Origin of the sequence: Colwellia psychrerythraea 34H (genome assembly GCF_000012325.1) — a bacterium.
Lineage (GTDB): Bacteria > Pseudomonadota > Gammaproteobacteria > Enterobacterales > Alteromonadaceae > Colwellia > Colwellia psychrerythraea_A.
This window is the reverse complement of sequence record NC_003910.7, coordinates 975,640-994,777: the sequence shown is the minus strand read 5'-3', so window position 1 is coordinate 994,777 and position 19,138 is coordinate 975,640. Positions and strand designations below refer to the sequence as shown.

Genomic DNA, 19,138 nt, shown 5'->3' with positions numbered 1-19,138 from the left:
AACAGTCGCTGTCCAAGCATTTAATAATTCTTCAAATAAGAATACGCAAATAAAAAGTTAGCTGAAAGGCTTTGCATACGTATGTATAACAAATCCCTCAAATTGCATACGTATGTAATACTTATGTCATGAGAAGTAACCCTTGCATACGTATTCAAGATGCTGCGTGCGGTAGACTAAGGGTATTATCGTTAACACTCTCGTATTCCTCTCAACTTTAAGGGTATTGTTTTGCGTTCATTCACATTGAAATACTTCACCATTAATTCATTAACTTGTTTACTCACTGGCTTATTAACTTGCTTGGTTATATCAACGCCATCATTGGCAAGTTCGGGGAATTACCTTAATCATAAATTAGCAGGTGATAGCCTTGTTATCACCACTAACTCAGTAGAAGTAACTTTGAGTGCTTATGGTGAAGGCGCAATAGCAGCACATTACCAAAACCTTGAGAAAAAGCTGCCAGCTAGCCAACTGCCCTCCTTTGCCATCAAAGAAAATGCACATAACAGTAAGTTTGTTATAACAGAAGATAAGAATCAGCTGACATTAACCTTAAATAAGCTAAGTGCGGTGATCAACAAAGCGCCCTTTTCTATTAGTTATTACCAGAAAAATAAGCACCAGAAAGACACATTACTTATCTCTGAGCAGAAGGGTTTCTTTAGCGATACCGTTCTTGAAGAAAATAAAAGCTTAGCTGTTCAAGGATTTCGCTTTCACCTAACTGACACTGAAAAACTACTTGGCGGTGGTGAACGAGTGCTTGGTATGGATAGACGCGGTCATAGTTTCCCTTTATATAATCGAGCACATTACGGCTATACCACACAATCAGAGCAAATGAATTTCTCAATACCCGCAGTAATGTCGAGTAATAAATATATTGTGCTATTTGATAACTCCGCCAAGGGTTATATGGATCTAGCGAAAAAAGAAAAGAATACCCTTGAGTTTTCTGCCGTTGCAGGTCGAATGGCTTATATTGTATTTTCTGCTGATTCTTACCCTAAACTGCTCAATAACTATGTTGATGTTACCGGTAAACAACCGCTACCTCCGCGTTGGTCTTTAGGTAACTATGCTTCACGTTTTGGTTATCGCTCAGAAGCCCAAGTAAGAGCAACAGTAAATAAATTTATCGATTTAGATTTTCCTCTTGATGCCTTAATTCTAGATTTATATTGGTTTGGTAAAGACATTAAAGGCCATATGGGTAATTTAGCTTGGGATAAAGAAGCCTTCCCTGAACCTGAAAAAATGATAAGTGATATTAAAGAGCAAGGCGTAAACACTATCTTGATCACTGAACCCTTTGTACTGAGTACTTCAGCTAAGTGGCAAGATGCTGTTGAACAGCAAGCATTAGCCAAAGATGCACAGGGCAACGCTAAACAGTTTGATTTTTATTTTGGTAATACCGGTTTAGTTGATGTCTTCAATGACAAAGGACAGCAGTGGTTTAACAATATTTACCAAACACTTTATCAGCAAGGCGTAACGGGTTGGTGGGGTGATTTAGGTGAGCCGGAAGTTCACCCCAGCGATACATTACATACCCTTAGCGATGGCAGTGTCGTTAATGCTGATGCCATTCATAATGTTTATGGCCATCAATGGGCAAAAATGGTTTTTGAGAATCAACTTAAGTTGAGCCCTGATCAGCGACCGTTTATTCTAATGCGTTCAGGTTTTGCTGGCTCACAACGCTATGGCATGATCCCGTGGACCGGTGACGTTAGTCGCTCTTGGGGTGGCTTAAAGCCGCAAGTTGAGTTGAGCTTACAAATGAGTTTATTAGGCATGGCTTATACTCATTCTGATTTAGGTGGTTTTGCCGGCGGCGAGAAGTTTGACCAAGAAATGTATATCCGTTGGTTACAATATGGCATATTCCAGCCAATCTACCGTCCACACGGTCAAGATAACATTGCACCAGAAGCTGTATTTCATGACAAACGCACGCAAGATATTTTACGAGAGTACATAAAACTCAGATATAAACTGCTGCCATACAACTACACCCTAGCCTATCAAAACAGCACCACCGGTATGCCTTTAATGCGTCCGCTTTTCTTTGAAGAGCAGCTTGAACATAAAGAAAAATCAACTGCATTTGATAACGCGAGTAGCTACTTGTGGGGTGATGCTTTTCTAGTAACCCCTGTTGTTTCAGCAGATGTTAGCTCTGTAGCAATAGATTTACCTGCTGGCGTTTGGTTTGATTATTTCACCAATGAAAATGAGCCAAGTAAAAAGTATCAAGGTAATCAAACCATCAATTTACCGACTACTTTAGAGAAACTGCCAGTACTAGTACGCGCTGGTGCGTTTATTCCCATGATAGATGATATTCAATCAACACAGGATTATGACGCCAGTAAATTAACCTTACATTATTATGCAGATAAATCAGTCGCTACCGCTGACTATGAAATGTATGAAGACGATGGCAAAACCTATCAAGCTATCGAAAAAGGTTTATTTGAATTACTACAATTCTCAGCTAATCAACAGCAGCAACATTTGAGCATAAACCTAAATCGCAAAGGCAAAGGTTATAACGGCATGCCCAAAGAACGCAACATGACTGTCGTAATTCATAACATCACGCAAGCCCCAAGTAACATCAAATTGAACAATAAAGTGATAAAAAATGGCGTTTGGCAAGATAAAAATAACACCTTAACCGTCACTTTTGCTTGGCAGCATCAACCTCTAACCTTAACGATACAATAAGTCATGAATACAAATTTAGCTCACACCAAAGAACAGACCACTATCAATCTAATTGCAGATATTGGCGGTACCAATATTCGCTTGGCTCAAGCAACAGCAAAGCTCGGCACGAATACGCGTGACATTGCTATTAATGATATTGAGACCTATCAATGCAAAGAGTTTTCTAGCTTAGCTGATGTGGTTGCACATTATATTGATGTTAAAGAACTGAATAACTTGGCCATTAACGCTTGTTTCGCTATCGCTTGCCCTGTAGATAATGACTTGATTAGCATGACTAATTTACCTTGGCAGTTCTCTCAAAACGAACTCAAACAGTCATTAAATTTACATTCATTACGCTTTATTAATGACTACACCGCAATAGCCATGGCCATTCCTCTGCTATCAGAACAACAGAAGATTAAAATAGGTGGCGGCGAAAGTATTGCGGGTAAACCCATTTCAGTCTGTGGACCAGGTACAGGGTTAGGTGTTGCAAACTTAGTACCACTGTCTCTGTCAGGCAATGAGCAATGGCATTGCATTAGTGGTGAAGGTGGTCATATTGATTTTGCTCCGGTTAATGAAATCGAGCAACAGGTGATGAACTTTATCCAAGGCATCAAAAAGCGAGTTTCATACGAACAGTTATTGTCAGGTTATGGCTTAGAGCAAATCTATCAAGCACTGTTATTTATTAATCATGGCAAAGAAATTACCACGGTTGAAGACAAACTTACCGCTAAAGATATTACGGCGAATGCGCTTAACGCCACTTGTACTGTTTGTGAGCAAACACTGACACTCTTTTGTGATGTGCTGGGTAGTTTTGCCGGCAACCTTGCTTTAATAATGAATAGCCAAGGCGGTGTTTATATTGCTGGTGGCATAGTGCCGCGTTTTGTTGACTATTTAAAACTGAGTGACTTTAGAGCGCGCTTTGAAACAAAGGGACGACTTTCCTCTATCACAGAGCAAGCTCCTACCTACGTAATAACTGAAGAGCAACCAGGATTACTTGGCGCCGCAGCTTGTTTGTTATAACAATCTTTATTTTGATCAAGAGATAATTGCGTCGAGCCTGTCTTATCTTTATTATCTCTTAATCTAGTACTATCAAATTTCCCCCTTAATTCCCTCACAATTAGCTCAAGCCATGATGTAGAACTATCCAACAGCATTTCAAACGGTTACGTTTATCTTACAACTGAAAAGTACTTAGACCTGTTCAAAACTTAATAAACCTTCCCTGTAGTTATGCTTTCACTGCGTCCGTGAGTTCATTCGACTCCACATGAGACTTCAATAGCGCTAGCATCAGTGCAATAATCACAATGGGTAATAAGGTAAAATAAAATGCGGTTTGCCCATCAAAAGCAGAAAAAACAGCGCCTGTAATCATAGAGCCTGTTGTTCCCCCAAGAGCCGAAAAGAGTACAATTAATCCGGTCATTGCGGCATGTCTTCTTTGTGGTAACGCACTCAAAATGACTGAGTTTATTGCGGGGTAAATGGGAGCCATAAACAGCCCAATAAAAGGGAATAACCAAGCGGCTACAGGTAAATTATGCCAACTAACATTTTCATTAACAACAAGGTCTTTTGTCAACGGTAGTGTCAATAACACTAAAATGGCCATTCCTAACAAACAAACGTTCAGTAACACATACCAATTAATACGTCTTAGTATTGCACCCGCACCTAAACGGCCGATAGCTAAACAAGCAGCAAAAATACTGGTAACTTGTACACTAATATCTGTCGGTAAGTGAAGCACCTCGTTATTAAATGTTGGTAACCAGGTACCAATACCCTGCTCAATAAGAACATATAAAAAAGCCGAAATAACAAATACTAAAACCATAGGTATTTTTACTAATTTGATCATGGCAACAAATTCATCAAACGCTGACGTTTTATTCTCAGCTGCTTCGACCTGTTTAAAAGGTGTTGATAATAATAATAAAATATTTATGGAACATAATAATGCAAGCCAATAATAAACTTCAAACCAGTCAAGCGATTTCGGTTCATCTGGATTGATAAAAAAGCCAAATATCCAATAACCTGATAAGACCCCAACCATAAAGAATCCCTCTATGGTGTTGAGAAATGAAGCATGTTCTTGACGGTTATTAGTGATCAAACCCACGGTTGAATAAACAGACACTTTTACTAACGCAAAACCAATACCAACTGACAGAAATAATACTTTACTCATGGCAAAACTAGGCAACTGCGGCATTATTAAACAAGTAATAGTCACCAGGCTCAGTCCGATTAAAATTGCTTTTCTATAACCAAAACGAGGTAAATACGAAGCAACTAAAAAAGAAACCAAAGCAATGGGTAAGTCTTTGAAGCCTTCTAATATACCGGCTGAGGGTTTGCTAATATCGAAATTATTAATAACTTGTAAAATCACAACCCCCACACTGTTAAGCAAAATAGCAAAAACAAAATAAGTGAGTAACAAAGATAATTTAATACGCCAGTTTTTCATAACACTCCCCGAATATATACTTCATATAAGCATAGTTAATGACTATTAACGAATTATTTACGCACTACGACAATAAACACTATCGATTGCATATTTAGTAACATTCAATAATAGTAGCTTCAAAAATATTATTTTGCAAACGATTGCATAATTTAAATAACCTTGTATTATTAATAGCAGAAGAGAACAATTAAATAAGGTTAACGTGTGAAAACTTTAAACAACTACCTAGCTATAGATGAAGATAAACAGTGGATTTTATCGCAAGATCAGTTAACACACCTTTCAGAGGGTGTTATTGAAACATTATTTTCATTAGGTAATGGTACTTTAGGTACGCGTGGCACTAGCGGTTATGAAAGTGACATCACCCAACCTGAGTGTGAAGGCACTTATATCAATGGGTCTTATATCAGAGAGACGATTGAATATGATGAATCAGCTTATGGCTTTGCACAATTTAATAATAAAATGATGCAAGCATTTAATACCAAAGCTATTGAAATATCATCAGAAAATGAAGTTTTCAAACCTCATAGCATTGGCAAAAGACATGTAAACTTGCACCAAGCGTCTTATCATGAGGTATTACAACTTCACTCAGATTCAGGTAAAGAAATTAAGCTGCATATCACTCGATTTGTATGTCAACATCAACAAAATATGATGATAAATCACTACCAAATAGAGGCGGTAAATTTTTCAGGTAAATTACAAATAACGTCTTCGATTAGAGGAAGTGATTCGACAAGTCAAAATAGCAATGACCCTAGAATAGGCAATTTATCAATGATTGATAAACTACACTGTTTAGAGTCATTATCTACACCCGAATATGCCTTTCTATTACATCAACTATCAGATCCAAAAAGTTTGATGATTGCTGCAACAAGTCACCAGTTTGAGCAAAAAAATAAGCATATTAAGATCAGTTCAAACAGTAAAAATGTATTAACTGAACAATTTGAAGTAGAACTTACTGACAATAAAGTTACCTTCAGTAAATACAGCTTATATTTATGCCCTCAAACGTTAACAAGTAATAATCAACAACAAAACGCACCAGTAGATGAGCAAGCATTAATCACTCAAGCTCGTGAAGAGCTCTTATGTGCTAAAAACCTTGGTTATCAAGAGAACTTACAATTACATCAACAATTGATGAATGATTTTTGGCAAGATAGTGATGTAATCATTGAAGGGCATGACCAACATCAATTAGCTATCAGATTGAATATGCTGCATTTAACTATGTCAGCAGGAAAAGATGGTCAAAGAAATATAGCCGCCAAAGGTTTAACTGGCCCTGGTTACGACGGGCATTACTTTTGGGACTCAGAGATCTATATTATCCCCTACTTCATTTACACTCAGCCTGATGTAGCAAAAAGCCTATTAAGTTATCGCTTTAACAGTTTAGCAAAAGCTAAGAGTCGTGCAACAGAAATGGGCCATGAACAAGGCGCCTTATTTCCTTGGCGTACTATCAGTGGTGAAGAATGTTCATCCTTTTTTCCAGCAGGAACAGCGCAATACCATATCAATGCAGCAATTGCCTACGCAGTGAGACAATATTTTAAAGCAAGTGATGACTGGCAGTTCATTTGGGATGAAGGTGCTGAACTTGTTATTGAAACCGCACGATTATGGCCCTCATTAGGGCATTTCAACAAAAATAACAGTAATCGTTTTTGCATTGATACTGTTACTGGACCAGATGAATATACCGCATTGGTTAATAACAATTATTACACTAACTCAATGGCAAAAATTCACTTATCCTTTGCTATTGAGCTGATAAATAAATTAAGCGTTAACAATGAAATCCGATGTAACCTGCTGCTAACTAAGCTAAATCTTTCCATTGAAGAGCTGAATATTTGGAAAGAAATTGCTGAGAGAATGTACCTTCCACATCAAGCGGAGCAAAACATTAGCCCGCAGGATGACAGTTTTTTAGATAAAAAACCTTGGGACTTTATCGGTACGCCCAAAGATAAATACCCACTGTTATTAAACTTTCATCCACTGGTAATTTATCGTCACCAAGTTTTAAAACAAGCTGATGTGATCCTTGCCAACTTTTTGCAAGATGATGAAGTAGATATCCGTTTAAAGCGAAATAATTTGGCTTTTTACGAACCGATAACAACTCATGATTCAACCTTATCAGCCTGTACCCATAGCTTAGCTTACAGTGAAACAGGCAATCATCAGGCCGCCTTTGATTACTTTGATGACACAGTGTTAACGGATTTAAATAATCTACACAACAATAGCCATTATGGTGTGCATACAGCCGCTATGTCTGGTTCTTGGATGTGTATTACACAGGGTTTTGCTGGCTTACGTATTAGAGATAATTACGCGAGTTTTCAGCCTAATTTACCAAAGCAGTGGCAAGGTTTACGTTTTAAATTGAAGCTATTGGGTTGCCAAGTTGAATTAACATTATCTCGTGGACAAATAACTTACCAGCTATTGTCTGGTAAACAGTTCTCTTTAAAACATTACCAACAAGATTATTTACTCACAGAACTAGAGCCAACCTTGCATATTGCAATTGATGAAGATTAATCGAAAAAGTAGCCTCGTGGAGAAAGAAATGATGATAACAAGTGCAGTAATATTCGACTTAGACGGTGTGTTAACTGATACCGCAGAATTTCACTTTATAGCCTGGCAAGCTATAGCTAATAAACTCGACATTACCTTTGATAGAGAAGACAACGAAAAGCTTAAAGGGGTGGATCGTGAAAACTCTTTAAAATACATTTTATCTAAGGGTAATTTAGTTGTTAGCACAACAGAATTTGAACAATTGCTCAAAGAAAAAAATGACCAATATCTAACCTTAATCGACGAAGTTAACCCAAGTCATTTGTTTGATGGAGTATTAAATTGCTTTGCCGTGTTAAAAAAGTCTAACGTTAAGATTGGCTTAGCTTCTGCTAGTAAAAATGCTAGCTTAGTCATTACTAAACTCGGCATTGAGCATTTATTTGATTTCATTGGTGATGCCGCTTCCGTTGCCAACAGTAAACCTGCACCCGATATTTTTCTTTCGGTCGCACATGGACTGAAGGTATCACCAAAAAACTGCATCGGTGTTGAAGATGCTGTCGCGGGTGTAAGCGCAATAAAGTCTGCCAATATGTTTGCTGTAGGCATAGGTGAAAGCCAAGTACTCACACAAGCAGATTTAGTTTTCCCTAGCATGAGTGAGTTTGATTTTAAACGAGTCGAAACAGCATTTTTATTATCTGCTACTTGATTGCCTTTGCACGACTTCAACATCTAATAGCTGTGATTTAACGGGCTGTTGGTTAATTTTATTTAAAAGAATCTTAACCAATAGTCGACCACCTGCGGCCGTATTTTGTTTAATCGTTGACAAAGACGGAGAACAAAATTCTGACATAGCGATATCATCAAAACCAATAATAGCTATTTTTTGGGGTACATCGATATTTTGCTCAAACAGATATTTACTAGCCCCAAGTGCGATAGCATCACTAACCGCAAAGATACCGTCAATGCCTTGATCTTCTATTAATAAGTGATCGCGAAGTTTTGAGTAACCATCGTTAGAAGTGAAGTCTGTTTTAATTTGCAGCCCATGTTCAATCGGTAGATCCGCTTCTTTTAGTGCATCTTGATAACCTAACCAGCGCTGCTCTACTTCGTTATGATTTATATCACCAAGAAAGGCAATTCGTCTGCAGCCTTGCTTAATCAAGTGTTGTACCGCAAGAAAGCCACCTTTTCGATTATCACTTCCTATTGTGGTATAGCTGTTCTCATGAATTTCAGTACCCCAAACCACAAACGGTAACTTGGTATTTGCTAACGACTCAACACGTTGGTCATGCTCGCCTTGGCCAATAATGATTAAACCATCCGCACGTTTTGATTCATAGTAATAGCTATACCAATCATGCGTAGCGGTTTTAGTTGTAGTGAGCAACATATCATAACCAAACTTAGTTAACTCATCGGCAATAGTACCTAATATTTCCATTAAAAATGGATCAGAGATAACTTGTCCAGACTTACGCTCTAACATTACCACCACAGCAATCGTATTGGTTTTTTGTGTGCGCAGCTTACTCGCGGTGACATTAACTTTGAAGTTATGTTCTTTAGCAATCCCCTGAACCAAGTCCCTAGTAGACTGTTTAATAACAGGATTATCCCTTAGTGCTCGAGATGCTGTCGATGTGGATACATTCGCTAATTTAGCTATGTCCGCTAGTGTCATTAAATTTTTTTTATTCATGTCATTGATTATTACATAATTTACGTGCGAAGTAATCCTTTCAAACCATAACAATGCAATCGATTGTAAAAAGACCTTGCAATCGATTGCATTAATATCTATATTAATTCTGGGGAAGAAAAAACGTACAAAATATTATTATAATTAACAGTTGATATAGCATTTGCTAATATTGACGATAGAGGACGACAACATGCCAAATAAATTTAAATTATCATCATTAGCACTGTCTATAGCACTAAGTTGCCATGCTAGTAATAGCTGGGCTGAGGAACAACCTTCTGCAAGTAGTGACAACGTTGAAAAAATAGTTGTAACGGGTACTTTCAGCGGTAAAAGTGTTGCTAAGGAAGAAGCAAGTTTTGCTGTTAGTTCATTTTCTGAAGACGACATAAAAAAATTAGCACCTAAAAGTACTGCTGATTTATTTAAAGCTATTCCAGGTGTTTGGGCTGAAAGCTCTAGTGGTGTTGCAGGCGCTAATGTTTTCGTGCGTGGTTTTCCTGGTGCTAGTGATGCTCCGTTTTTAACTGTTCAGTTAGAAGGTGCGCCAATTTTCCCACCACCTACACTATCGTTCCTAGAAAACTCATCGATGTTCCGTTTAGATGAAACCGTTGAATTTATGGAAGCGCTTCGTGGTGGTACTAATCCAGTAATATCTAACGGGCAACCAGGCCTAACCACCAATTTTTTATTAAAAGAAGGCGCTGAAGATACTGAAGGTTTGGTAAAATATTCTACTTCTGATTATGGTTTACAACGTTTAGATGCAGTAGTAAGTGGTGAAATAGCTGAAGACCTCTATATCATGGTTGGTGGTTATATTAAAAGCTCACCCGGTGTTCGGGATGCTGGATTTAATGCCGAAGAAGGTAATCAATTTACCATCAACATTACTAAAGAGTTAGACAACGGTAAAATCAATTTCTATACCCGTCAAACTGATGATCACGGGACTTGGTATTTACCTACACCTTTAGACGTTGAAGGGGTTGATAATGAATTCACCCAAATAGGTACGCTAAATCGTCAAGCCGAAATTGCATATGGTCCAGATGGCACCACTGAGACTATTGATTTTGGCCAAGGTCGTGGCTGGAACGGTTCGGTATCTGGGGGTAGTATTGACTTAGAGTTCAATAATGGCTGGGTACTAGTTGATCGTTTTAGTTTCACTTCGGGTGATGCTGATACTTACGGTTTAGTCCCAAATGGTGCTGCAGTTAAATTATCAACGGTAGCTGATAACGGCAGTACTGCTTTTGGTGCAGTGACAGGCACTGAATACTCTGGTGATACTGATGTTCAACAAATTGGCCGTTGGGTAGTAAAGAAAGAAATTGAAGCATTCACCAATGACTTTGCTTTAACCAAAACCTTTGATAAAGGCAGTGTAACCGCAGGTTTATATAACTCAACCTTTTCATCTAAAGATTGGTGGTCAATAGGCAATCAGTCTTATCATGTTGTAGCACAGGGTGGCGAAAACCTTACCGGTATAGATTGTAATGACAATGCAGACAGTTGTGGCTGGAACTACGACTTAAATGGTATTGGCGAAGGCAGAACCACTGCATTGTATTTAGCTTCATCCTACGAAATATCAGATTCAGTCACAATCGATGCAGGTCTACGACGTGAAAACCATGAAATTGAATATACGGTTGATGAAGGTTTAGATGGCGTGATCACTCAAGCAGTCTCTTATGATGAGTCAAGCACTGCTTGGACCGCTGGTATTAACTGGATGTTCTCAGAGAAACAAGGGATATTTTTCCGTGCAAGTGAAGGCAGTAAAATGCCATTCTTTGATGACTTCAGAGAGAACTACGCCTCTTATCAAAATGGTGACGATTTAATTAAAGATGTTGAACAATTTGAATTGGGTTATAAACATTCAAGTGAGAACTTCGAACTTTATGCCACAGGTTTCTTCAATGAAGTTAACTCTACTTTCGCCGTAAGTCCTGAACAGGCAGCAGTAGCATTTACTAACGAAGCGTATGGCGTAGAGATTGATTTTAATTACTTCACCGACAATGGTTTCTCTATTAACTTAAATGCGACCTTGCAAGAAACAGAAGTCACTGCACATGATGATCCTGCGGTTATTGGTAAAGAAGCGCAAAGATTACCTGGTTATCAAGTTCGCGTTACACCAAGTTATGACATAGAATTTGAAAATGGTATGTATGCAACCTTGTACGGCACTCTTACAGCGGTAGATGATCGCTTCAGCGAGCAATATAACGAGAAAGCATTAATACTAGAAAGTTATCAAAAAATTGACCTTGGTGTAATTTTCAATCTTACTGACGAAGTGAAAATGCAATTAGCAGTTAATAACCTGACAGACGAAGAAGGTTTAACCGAAGGTGACCCACGCGGTGTATCTGGTGTATTGGACAATGGCCGTTATATATTAGGTCGTACAATAGATTTCAACGTGAGTTATAGTTTTTAAGCAGTAGAGCAATGAATAAAAAGGCTACCATTTAGGTAGCCTTTTTTATTCATTAAAAATTAATTATGAAAAATATCATAACGTTATATATAAGTAATCAGGCGAATTTTACTAATGAATATTGAAAAAGAAAGCACTCTGGTCAGCCTAATTGCGGATATTGGCGGTACCAATATTCGCTTGGCTCAAGCAACAGCAAAGCTCGGCACGAATACGCGTGACATTGCTATTAATGATATTGAGACCTATCAATGCAAAGAGTTTTCTAGCTTAGCTGATGTGGTTGCACATTATATTGATGTTAAAGAACTGAATAACTTGGCCATTAACGCTTGTTTCGCTATCGCTTGCCCTGTAGATAATGACTTGATTAGCATGACTAATTTACCTTGGCAGTTCTCTCAAAACGAACTCAAACAGTCATTAAATTTACATTCATTACGCTTTATTAATGACTACACCGCAATAGCCATGGCCATTCCTCTGCTATCAGAACAACAGAAGATTAAAATAGGTGGCGGCGAAAGTATTGCGGGTAAACCCATTTCAGTCTGTGGACCAGGTACAGGGTTAGGTGTTGCAAACTTAGTACCACTGTCTCTGTCAGGCAATGAGCAATGGCATTGCATTAGTGGTGAAGGTGGTCATATTGATTTTGCTCCGGTTAATGAAATCGAGCAACAGGTGATGAACTTTATCCAAGGCATCAAAAAGCGAGTTTCATACGAACAGTTATTGTCAGGTTATGGCTTAGAGCAAATCTATCAAGCACTGTTATTTATTAATCATGGCAAAGAAATTACCACGGTTGAAGACAAACTTACCGCTAAAGATATTACGGCGAATGCGCTTAACGCCACTTGTACTGTTTGTGAGCAAACACTGACACTCTTTTGTGATGTGCTGGGTAGCTTTGCCGGTAACCTTGCCTTAATAATGAATAGCCAAGGCGGTGTTTATATTGCTGGCGGCATAGTGCCGCGTTTTGTTGACTATTTAAAACTGAGTGACTTTAGAGCGCGCTTTGAAACAAAGGGACGACTCTCCTCTATCACAGAGCAAGCTCCTACCTACGTGATAACTGAAGAGCAACCAGGATTACTTGGCGCCGCGGCTTTTGTTTTACAAAGCTAAGAAGTCAGAGTTAAACATAATCCTGAATGGTAAGTAGTGAATACGTATGTAACATCTAGTGGTGACTCGTTAAAATGCGTATATTAAAATTCTTGTTTTAGTTTTTCGCTCACTAACGCTTAAAGATAATTCAACACACGCTTGTTTAATGCCTTATTGGTATTGCACATTATTATTAAGATTCATCTAAAATAGTAATGTGCTTTTTTTTAAAGGCAAGCACCGCAATACCTAACAATAAGAGTGCCCTGAGATGAGCGAGACGAGTAATCAAAATCAACACAATCAACATAAACCACGCTTGAGTTTTTGGCAAATTTGGAATGTTAGCTTTGGTTTTCTGGGCGTACAATTTGGCTTTGCCTTACAAAACGCTAATGCCAGTAGAATACTCTCCGATTTAGGCGCTGATTTACACTCTTTATCACTCTTTTGGTTAGTTGCTCCCATCATGGGTTTGATTATTCAACCTATTGTTGGCTCAGCTTCAGATAAAACTTGGAATCGCTTAGGGCGTCGTAATCCTTATATTTTAGCTGGCGGTGTGGCCGCAGCGATTGGTATGCTATTAATGCCAAACTCAGCAACGTTAGCGAGTTTTATCACTCCACTATTTTTTGGCGCTATGATGTTGGCGTTAATGGACGCTTCTTTTAACTTAGCTTTCCAACCATTTCGTGCCTTAGTATCTGACATGGTACCTGCTGAGCAACGAAACGTCGGTTACTCTATTCAATCTTTTTTAATTAATATTGGTGCTGTTTTTGGCTCAATTTTACCGTTTGTTTTAACCAACGTCATTGGCTTAGAAAATACCGCAAGTAGTGGTCAGGTTGCCCCCTCAGTAATATGGGCTTTCTATATTGGCGCAACGGTTATGCTTGGTTCGGTATTATGGACAGTATTACGTACTAAAGAATATCAGCCAGGGACTAATGGTTTAGCTGAGCTAGAAGAACAAAAAGAATCGCAATCCCTTAGCGAGAAATTAGTTGAATTTTTCTCACTAGTAAAAACTATGCCGAAAACAATGAAGCAACTTGCGCTAGTGCAATTCTTCTCATGGTTTGCACTCTTTATTATGTGGGTATACACCATGCCAGCCATTGCACAGCATATCTGGGGCATTGATGCAAAATGGTTTGATCCAACATATCTAGAGTCCGTAGGCACCATACCAGCCCATATCGCTAAAGCTAAAGGTACGGCTGGTGATTGGGTGGGCATTATCTTCGCTGCTTATTCATTATTTGCCGCTATTGCTTCAATTTTCATGGCGAAAGTAGCCAATAAAATTGGTCGTAAATTAACTTACTCACTTTCTTTATTAGCTGGCGGTATCGGCTATTTAAGTATCATGCTAGTACATAACCCTGAACTAACTCTGGTTAATTTAGGTATCACCCAAATTTCAGTACCTCAAGGTGCGGTGTCGTTATTTTTACCTATGATTGGCGTTGGTATTGCTTGGGCTGCAATATTAGCAATGCCCTACGCTATTTTGGCAGGGTCATTACCCGTGAAACAAACTGGCGTTTATATGGGAATATTTAATTTCACCATTGCTGCTCCACAGATTGTTTCTGGAATTTTTGCGGGTTGGATTTTAACGGCAGTGTTCGATAATCAAGCCATTTATATTATTATGCTGGCAGGTATTTCAATGCTATTAGGAGCGATTTCAGTGTACTTTGTTAAAGAAGATACTGAACAAGCAATTGTGACTAAGCAAGTTAACCTCACTTCTTAAAGCTTTACTTTTGTCACCTTTAATTAATGTTAAAGGTGACAAATAAAGTTTGCCTTTTCTACTAATCACCTTATCTAACTACTTACCTAACTGACGATTACTCTCTAACTGCCACAAGATTTACGAATAACTAATTCAGGCGGGATCAAAGTAGTTTTCACTTCTTCACCACTTATCATAGCCAGTAGGGTATTGACTAATAACTCGCCGGCCAATTGTGTGTCTTGTTTCACTGTTGTTAGCGCTGGGAAAGTAAAACTGGCAATAGCAATATCATCAAAACCTACGAGAGCAACTTGCTCGGGAATATCGATATTATGTTCTTGTAGTGCACGCATGGCACCTATAGCAATAAGATCACAAGCAGCGCAAATGGCATCAAAGGGCTCTCCACTTGAGATTAATTGGCATGCGGCCTGATAGCCCGCTTCTTCAGTGTAAAGCGCATTGAATTGCAAACCTTGGTTCACTGCCATGTTATTGTCGGCTAAAGACTGACAATGGCCTTTATAGCGTTCAAAAAACTCTGGTGCATGAGTGGAGGCACTCCCTAAAAAGGCAAGGTTTTTGCGGCCTTTTTTGATGAGATGCTCTGTCATTTCTTTACCACCTTGGTAGTTATCACAACCAACCGAAATAAGCGGTAAATTCTTAACTTCTGCTCCCCAGCGAACAAAATGAGTACCTTGGTCTAACAACTTGACTAACTTCTCTTCGTAGTCAACATAGTCACCATAACCTAACAAAATCAAACCATCAGCTTTATTACTATCTTCAAAGTCAGCATGCCAGTCATCACTGGCTTGTTGAAAAGACACTAATAGATCATAACCTTTCTGCGAACAAGCTCGAGTAATACTGCCCAACATAGACAAGAAAAATGGATTTATTGCTGAATCATCATTGGTAGGATCTTCAAATAACAACAACGCAATAGTATCACTCTGCTGTGAGCGTAAATTACTGGCATTTTTATCAACCTTATAATTTAACTCTTTTGCAATAGCTTGAATTTTCTCTCGTGTTGCCTCATTCACTAATGGACTATTTCGCAAAGCTCTAGAGACAGTAGATTGAGACACCCCTGCCCGGTATGCGATATCAAATGATGTGGATTTTTCTTTCACGCGACCTACTTAAAAAGTAAAATAACAAGATTAAAACTTAGTATGAATATACCTTAGCGACTGCCTTATGTATAGATAGCAGTAAGGTAAACTAGTTTACCTTTTTAACACGTTTGTTAGCTACTTACATGACTAAGCAGTGTTATTAATGGCTAAGCAATAAAAAACCCAGTAAACAGTAATACTGCTTGCTGGGTTTTTTTTAACAATTAATTAACTAACAAATAGTAATTATCGCTTTAACGATTCAACGGTTATCTACACACAAAAAGGCAGCATAAAATATGCCTTAAAATATAGAACCAACTTCCAGGTTATAAGAGCCGATAGTGACATTTTCTGAATGGCTCATATCGATCCAGTTTTGTTTATAACTTACACGGAAAAACAAACTGTTATCTAACTCATAACGAAAACCTACCGCTGCATTGTAAGAAAAACGTGTATCGTCATAGGTAGGTTGATATCCATCACAGTAAATCTGTCCCCACCAAGTTACCCAACAACCGCCAACAGCGTCCCCACTAGGGATATTACTGTCTAGGTAACTCCAACCAGCACCTACTTGTACATAAGGTGTAAACTGGGAAGCAAAAATACTGTAAACCACATTGAATTGACTTTCCAATAAATCCATTTTATTTCTTCCAGAGATAGTATTACCATTATCTCTAACCGCCGTAGCTTCATAGCTAGGTGTAGTAGAAGCAAAATCAAAGTTTACTAAAATATGAGGGTTTACATTATAACCCAGGGTAAAACCCCAACCATAATCACTTTCCAGATCAAGACTTGATCCATTTTGGCCATCGACAGTGGTATCTTGAGAGTAAACGACTTTAAAACTAGATTCCCACTTGTCGTTGCGTTTAGTGTAGTTAGCACTAGCATCTGTACTCACAGTACAGGCCAGTAAAGCAATAACACTACTGAAGATCACTGCTTTAGTCATTAATATCTTGCTGAAAAACATAATTATTCCTTTAGTTTTATGATTTTATGGTTCTATATTTTTACTATCTTATTGTGCTTTTGTTGCTCGCGAAACATATTCACCTGAACGTGTATCAATACGAACTTTCTCGCCGATTTGAACAAATAAAGGTACACGAACAACTGCGCCAGTTGCTAATGTTGCTGGCTTACCACCAGTACCCGCAGTATCCCCTTTTAAACCAGGATCTGTTTCGGTAATATCGATTTCAACAAAGTTTGCTGCCGTAACTGTAATTGGCGTACCATTCCATAAGGTAATAGTACAAATATCACCTTCAACTAACCACTTTACAGTCTCGCCTAGGGCTTTTTCTTCTGCGCCAATTTGCTCGAATGTTTCGTTGTTCATAAAGTGCCAAAATTCACCATCAGCGTATAAATAGGCAAGTTCAACTTCCATTACGTCAGCACCTTCAACAGTTTCACCTGATTTGAAGGTTTTTTCTAAGACTTTACCTGAAACGAGTTTACGAATTTTAACACGGCTAAAGGCTTGGCCTTTACCTGGTTTTACCAATTCATTTTCAAGAATATTACAAGGTTCGCCATCAAGCATGATTTTAAGTCCAGCTTTGAACTGGTTGGTACTGAAATTAGCCATAGTAAGAGTGCTCTTTATTAATTACTGAGTTATTTATTTGATCTTCGCTAACCTATAACCGTTATAATGGTCGAAGTAGCTAGCAAGAGATGTTCAATTGAAATTAGAATTGCCGCAGATAATAACCCAAATTGATCATGATTTGCATCTTTGTGATGAAAAATCATGGCAAAAAGACTTACGTGATGTAGTGACTGAGCCAGAAAAACTGTTAACACTGCTGAATATTGCTCCTGATGACTATTTACAGCATTTTAAAGCGCGTAAATTATTTCCCGTGCGTGTGCCCCTTTCATTTATCAAACGCATGAAAAAAGGTGACTTTGACGATCCGCTACTTAAACAAGTGATGCCGCTATCTAGCGAGTTTTTACTCTCAGATGGTTACACTGCGGATCCCTTAAACGAACATGATACCGTTGCTGAAGGTTTATTACATAAATACAAAAGTCGGGTATTAATGATAGTTAAAACAGCCTGTGCTATTAATTGTCGTTATTGCTTTCGCCGTCACTTTCCCTATCAAGATAACAGCCCTAATAAAAAGCGCTGGCAAAGCGCCCTTGACTATATTGCTGCTCATAATGAAATAAGTGAGGTTATTTTCAGTGGTGGCGATCCTTTAATGGCCAATGACGACCATTTAGCATGGCTAATTGAACAGATAGAGCAAATCCCCCATGTATCGCGTTTACGTATTCATAGCCGTTTACCTGTAGTAATACCCAATAGGATTACAGCCAAGCTGGTGACACTTTTGAAGTGCTCACGTTTAAAAGCCACTATGGTATTGCATATCAACCACCCCAATGAAATTAACCAAGAGTTAATAGAGGCGCTTGAGCCGCTTCGTGAAGCACGTATACCACTATTTAACCAAAGTGTGCTTTTACGTGGAATAAATGACGACGCACAAGTATTAATTAACTTAAGTGAGGCATTATTTGATGCTGGTATTCAACCCTACTACTTACATCTTTTCGATGCAGTACAAGGCGCAGCTCACTTCGATATTGCGGAAGCAGATGCAGTAGCGATTGTTAAAACTATGCTCGCAAGCTTACCGGGATTTTTAATGCCTAAATTGGTGCGAGAAATTGCCGGACAAGCTAACAAAACGCCGATCAATCTGGCATAATTGCCCAAAAGAATACCCAATCTATTGAGTTAACCTCCACTCAGCGAGATTAACTTAACTGGGCAGGTATAAAGTCCTCACCTCAAAGTAAGAAATGTTATGACTAAAGCTATCGAACAACAACTTATTGAAAATATTTCAGTGATCTTAAAGAAATCATTAACGGCTGACGCGACCTTAGCTGATTTACGTTCCAAGGAAAAAGCCAGCTTTAAAGCTGTTTTTACTGCTGACTCACCCTTTTCAAGTTCAGCAGATACATTTCAGCCATACGTTGAAGAAGTTGCCGATGACCTATTGAAGTGGCAAGAAAGTAAAGATCAAGCTCAGCTAATTGCGCTAGTTAAAAAGATAGAACAGCTATTCACTGTATTAGCTAATTTTGAGCAAAGTTATAATTAATTCATTGGTATAAT

General features: G+C 38.4%; 14 protein-coding genes. 9 read left to right on the top strand and 5 right to left on the bottom strand.

The window, feature by feature from the left end:
* Positions 1 to 231: 231 nt before the first annotated feature.
* Positions 232 to 2,742, top strand: a complete 2,511-nt coding sequence (locus CPS_RS04365) for a TIM-barrel domain-containing protein (protein WP_011041826.1) — start codon at positions 232 to 234, stop codon at positions 2,740 to 2,742.
* Positions 2,743 to 2,745: 3 nt separating this feature from the next.
* Positions 2,746 to 3,771, top strand: coding sequence for a glucokinase (locus CPS_RS04360; RefSeq protein WP_011041825.1), 1,026 nt, complete (start codon positions 2,746 to 2,748; stop codon positions 3,769 to 3,771).
* 211 nt (positions 3,772 to 3,982) lie between these two features.
* Here CPS_RS04360 and CPS_RS04355 read toward each other — a convergent pair whose 3' ends face one another.
* The gene (locus tag CPS_RS04355; protein WP_011041824.1) at positions 3,983 to 5,230 is read right to left on the bottom strand and encodes an MFS transporter; all 1,248 of its coding nucleotides are present in this window, start codon (positions 5,228 to 5,230) and stop codon (positions 3,983 to 3,985) included.
* Positions 5,231 to 5,437: 207 nt separating this feature from the next.
* On the opposite strand from CPS_RS04355, the gene CPS_RS04350 reads away from it, so the two are divergent.
* Positions 5,438 to 7,807 carry a glycoside hydrolase family 65 protein gene (locus CPS_RS04350; RefSeq protein ID WP_011041823.1) on the top strand — a complete coding sequence of 790 codons (2,370 nt, stop codon included), beginning with the start codon at positions 5,438 to 5,440 and terminating at the stop codon, positions 7,805 to 7,807.
* A gap of 28 nt (positions 7,808 to 7,835) precedes the next feature.
* The gene (pgmB, locus tag CPS_RS04345) at positions 7,836 to 8,504 is read left to right on the top strand and encodes a beta-phosphoglucomutase (RefSeq protein ID WP_232769045.1); all 669 of its coding nucleotides are present in this window, start codon (positions 7,836 to 7,838) and stop codon (positions 8,502 to 8,504) included.
* Here the strand turns inward: pgmB and CPS_RS04340 are convergent.
* Positions 8,490 to 9,509 carry a LacI family DNA-binding transcriptional regulator gene (locus CPS_RS04340; RefSeq protein ID WP_011041821.1) on the bottom strand — a complete coding sequence of 340 codons (1,020 nt, stop codon included), beginning with the start codon at positions 9,507 to 9,509 and terminating at the stop codon, positions 8,490 to 8,492. The genes pgmB and CPS_RS04340 overlap by 15 nt on opposite strands.
* A gap of 193 nt (positions 9,510 to 9,702) precedes the next feature.
* On the opposite strand from CPS_RS04340, the gene CPS_RS04335 reads away from it, so the two are divergent.
* From CPS_RS04335 to CPS_RS04325, 3 genes are all read left to right on the top strand, one after another.
* Positions 9,703 to 11,976, top strand: coding sequence for a TonB-dependent receptor (locus CPS_RS04335; RefSeq protein WP_011041820.1), 2,274 nt, complete (start codon positions 9,703 to 9,705; stop codon positions 11,974 to 11,976).
* 114 nt (positions 11,977 to 12,090) lie between these two features.
* The gene (locus CPS_RS04330) at positions 12,091 to 13,110 is read left to right on the top strand and encodes a glucokinase (protein WP_011041819.1); all 1,020 of its coding nucleotides are present in this window, start codon (positions 12,091 to 12,093) and stop codon (positions 13,108 to 13,110) included.
* Positions 13,111 to 13,363: 253 nt separating this feature from the next.
* Positions 13,364 to 14,860, top strand: coding sequence for an MFS transporter (locus tag CPS_RS04325; RefSeq protein ID WP_011041818.1), 1,497 nt, complete (start codon positions 13,364 to 13,366; stop codon positions 14,858 to 14,860).
* A gap of 104 nt (positions 14,861 to 14,964) precedes the next feature.
* Here the strand turns inward: CPS_RS04325 and CPS_RS04320 are convergent, their stop codons facing one another.
* From CPS_RS04320 to efp, 3 genes are all read right to left on the bottom strand, one after another.
* Complete coding sequence (locus CPS_RS04320; protein WP_011041817.1) at positions 14,965 to 15,987, bottom strand: LacI family DNA-binding transcriptional regulator; 1,023 nt, start codon at positions 15,985 to 15,987, stop codon at positions 14,965 to 14,967.
* 289 nt (positions 15,988 to 16,276) lie between these two features.
* On the bottom strand, positions 16,277 to 16,960 hold the full coding sequence (locus CPS_RS04315; protein ID WP_011041816.1) for an outer membrane beta-barrel protein: 684 nt from the start codon (positions 16,958 to 16,960) through the stop codon (positions 16,277 to 16,279).
* Positions 16,961 to 17,008: 48 nt separating this feature from the next.
* The gene (gene efp, locus CPS_RS04310; RefSeq protein ID WP_011041815.1) at positions 17,009 to 17,584 is read right to left on the bottom strand and encodes an elongation factor P; all 576 of its coding nucleotides are present in this window, start codon (positions 17,582 to 17,584) and stop codon (positions 17,009 to 17,011) included.
* 97 nt (positions 17,585 to 17,681) lie between these two features.
* Here efp and epmB point away from each other — a divergent pair, with 97 nt between their 5' ends.
* Together epmB and CPS_RS04300 are read left to right on the top strand one after the other, a co-directional pair.
* On the top strand, positions 17,682 to 18,722 hold the full coding sequence (gene epmB, locus CPS_RS04305; protein WP_138140234.1) for an EF-P beta-lysylation protein EpmB: 1,041 nt from the start codon (positions 17,682 to 17,684) through the stop codon (positions 18,720 to 18,722).
* A 99-nt stretch (positions 18,723 to 18,821) separates the two neighbouring features.
* On the top strand, positions 18,822 to 19,124 hold the full coding sequence (locus tag CPS_RS04300) for a hypothetical protein (protein WP_011041813.1): 303 nt from the start codon (positions 18,822 to 18,824) through the stop codon (positions 19,122 to 19,124).
* The last annotated feature ends 14 nt before the right edge of the window (positions 19,125 to 19,138 follow it).